Here is a 2,737-nt window from a genome sequence, read left to right as displayed (position 1 = left end):
AGGAGTCTTCGCCGCCTTCCGCTCCAATCAACAGAGTACTTTTACTCAGTCTAATTTTAAAAGGTATAATTTCTCAGCAGATAGAGGATTATACCTTTTTTTATTATCATAAAGTCCCTCAAAAAACCAAAGGATTTTCAGTGACCTCGAAAAAATTCGTCTGTTTTTATTTGTGTTTGTTGGTTAAATTAACAATAAGTATTTTTGTGTTCGAGTACATATTGAAAACATTTGATACCAAGAGGGGGAAGTAATATGAAATGCCCGCAATGTGTCTATTCAAATCCGGATGGTGTGAAATTCTGCTTAAGCTGCGGCGAAAAATTCATTAAAAATAATACGGAAGAGGATGAAAACAGCTTATTTTATGAGTTTGCCCATTATGTGGATATGGTTCCGAGATATGAACGCTCGGTTGAACCAAAGTTTCAAAACGTCTTTTCCCGCGTCTTCAGAAATCATAGTGAACTAGAGGCTGAACGCCTTTTCATCGTTGGAACTGCCCTGACCACACCCAAAATAACAGAAGTTACCGAAACATGGCCAAAGCCTTGGCTTTTTGCAAGGGTGTTCCTATTTGCCCTTATTGCCTTCTTAGGATTATATATTGGCGTAAGTTATTTTAAAAATGTAAACTTTATCCCTGGACTTATCATTGTTGGTGCTTTTGCTGTTCCGTTAACCACTTTAATTTTCTTCTGGGAAATGAACGCTCCACAAAATATTGCCTTTTATCGGATCATCTATGTTGTGTTTATCGGCGGGATTCTCTCTATGTTAGTCGCGTTGGTGTTTTTCGATATCTTAAAACATAATATCAATCCCATTACGATCGGAGTTGCCGAAGAACTCGCCAAGGCGATCACGGTGATCACTTTTGTACGATACCGTAAATACAGGTTTATCCTAAATGGACTTCTGATAGGGGCAGCCGTTGGAGCAGGATTTGCTGCCTTTGAAACAGCTGGTTATGCCCTAAGAGCGCTGCTTTCCGGGGATGGCAAAACTCTTTATGTCACGATGCTATGGCGCGGAATTTTGGCCCCAGGCGGCCATGTAGCCTGGGCCGCTTTAACAGGTGCAGCATTTTGCAGAGTTCAAGGGGACCAGCCTTTTAAGTTCAACATGTTATTCTCTATTAAATTTTTACGCGTCTTTATCTTAGTTGTTTTGATGCATGCGCTATGGGACACGCAAATACCAGGAATGTTCCCCCTTGGACAGATTTTCTTAATGGTTTGTTCGTGGATTGTCGTTTTTCTTTTAATTCGTGCAGGTCTTAAAGAAATTGGCAATAAAAAATTGACATTTAAATTTCAATCCAACATTCGTTAGAGAAGAAAATAACCATAATTTGTAGGGGGATATACGATGGATTTATCCTTTATTTTAAAATCTTTTATCCTGTTTTTTACAGGTATTATCCTGCTTCGAATCGCTGGAAGAAAATCAATCGCACAGATGACACTTGCTCAAACAATCGTGATGATCTCATTAGGTCACCTTATAGTTGAACCTATTGTAGAAGTAAGCATGGTTAAGGCAATAGGAGGGGGTATCATATTTGTTGTGTCCATCCTCATCGTCGAGTATATCCAGCTACGTTTTAATTCTTTTGAAAAATTAATTATGGGAAAATCCAAAATAGTTATTGAAAACGGAGAATTAGATATAAAAAATTTAAAGAGGCTCCGATTAACTGTTGATGGTCTGGAAATGCGGATGCGGAATATGGGTCTTACCAAATTATCTGACATCAAGATTGGGACGATTGAACCAAACGGACAATTGGGCTATGAATTAAAAGAGAACGCGAAACCACTAACGATTGGCGAATTTAAAAAACTAATGAATCAAATCTCACAACAGAACCTAACTACAACCAACAAGGATTCTAGTCAGGACATATTCGAAGAGATCCTTCAAAATACCCCACAAAAACATCCAGAATATTTGAATTAACTAGTTTTAACGGCAAAATGGAAAACCCCCATTTCATTTCATTCACAATGGAGGTATAAAAATAAAAGGAGCAGCCATTCAAAGTGGCTGCTCCTTTTATATAAATTTTTATCGCAATGTTTTTAATGCGCCGCCCCAAGCAAGAACCTGATCGAGCATAGCATTTACATTGTTTAGATGTAATTCCTGTGGTTTGAAGTCAGTACCATTTTCAAAATCAGTAAATAAAGATAATGTAGGGTGGACTCGGACATCGGCAATCAATAATTCTCCGCAAATTCCGCGTAAGTGCTCAGCAGCACGTGCACCGCCGGTAGACCCATAGCTTACGATGCCAGCCGATTTGTTGTTCCAAGCCTCACGTGCACAGTCAAGCGCGTTTTTCAATGCTCCTGTGATACTATGGTTGTACTCTTGGACGATAAACACAAAACCGTCTAAGCTTAAAAGCTTTTCATTCCATTTTCCTAATCCAGGCTCAGTACCGTCAGTTGTCCCTAAGAATGGCAAGTCAAAATCTTTAATATCGACGATTTCGTAATTTGCATCCCCGCGTTTATCAGCAATTCCTTTTACCCATTCGCCGACTTGTGGACTTACCCGCCCTTGTCGAGTGCTGCCTAAGATAATACCGATGTTTAACTTTTCATTTGCCATTGTTTGTTCCTCCTTTGTATCATTACCAAATAATCTGCTAAAAAAACCCATCCATTCACCACCTATGGTTAAATACAAATTATGTAAATAGGGTTTTCTTTTCCATTCATAAGCCTTA

At 38.8% G+C, this 2,737-nt stretch carries 3 protein-coding genes; 2 read left to right on the top strand and 1 reads right to left on the bottom strand.

The features are described from left to right. Nucleotides 1-255: 255 nt before the first annotated feature. Both V7266_RS24550 and V7266_RS24545 read left to right on the top strand, forming a co-directional pair. On the top strand, nucleotides 256-1,335 hold the full coding sequence (locus tag V7266_RS24550) for a PrsW family intramembrane metalloprotease (protein WP_335471787.1): 1,080 nt from the start codon (nucleotides 256-258) through the stop codon (nucleotides 1,333-1,335). Nucleotides 1,336-1,371: 36 nt separating this feature from the next. Next, complete coding sequence (locus V7266_RS24545) at nucleotides 1,372-1,962, top strand: DUF421 domain-containing protein (protein ID WP_335471786.1); 591 nt, start codon at nucleotides 1,372-1,374, stop codon at nucleotides 1,960-1,962. Between the two features lie 108 nt (nucleotides 1,963-2,070). On the opposite strand, the gene V7266_RS24540 is transcribed toward V7266_RS24545, so the two are convergent. Beyond that, nucleotides 2,071-2,670 carry an NADPH-dependent FMN reductase gene (locus tag V7266_RS24540; protein WP_335471798.1) on the bottom strand — a complete coding sequence of 200 codons (600 nt, stop codon included), beginning with the start codon at nucleotides 2,668-2,670 and terminating at the stop codon, nucleotides 2,071-2,073. Nucleotides 2,671-2,737 lie beyond the last annotated feature (67 nt).

It is taken from the genome of Neobacillus drentensis (genome assembly GCF_036965645.1).
GTDB lineage: Bacteria > Bacillota > Bacilli > Bacillales > Cytobacillaceae > Neobacillus > Neobacillus drentensis_D.
Note: the sequence above shows the minus strand (reverse complement) of the source record. Positions and strands in the feature narration are given on the sequence as shown.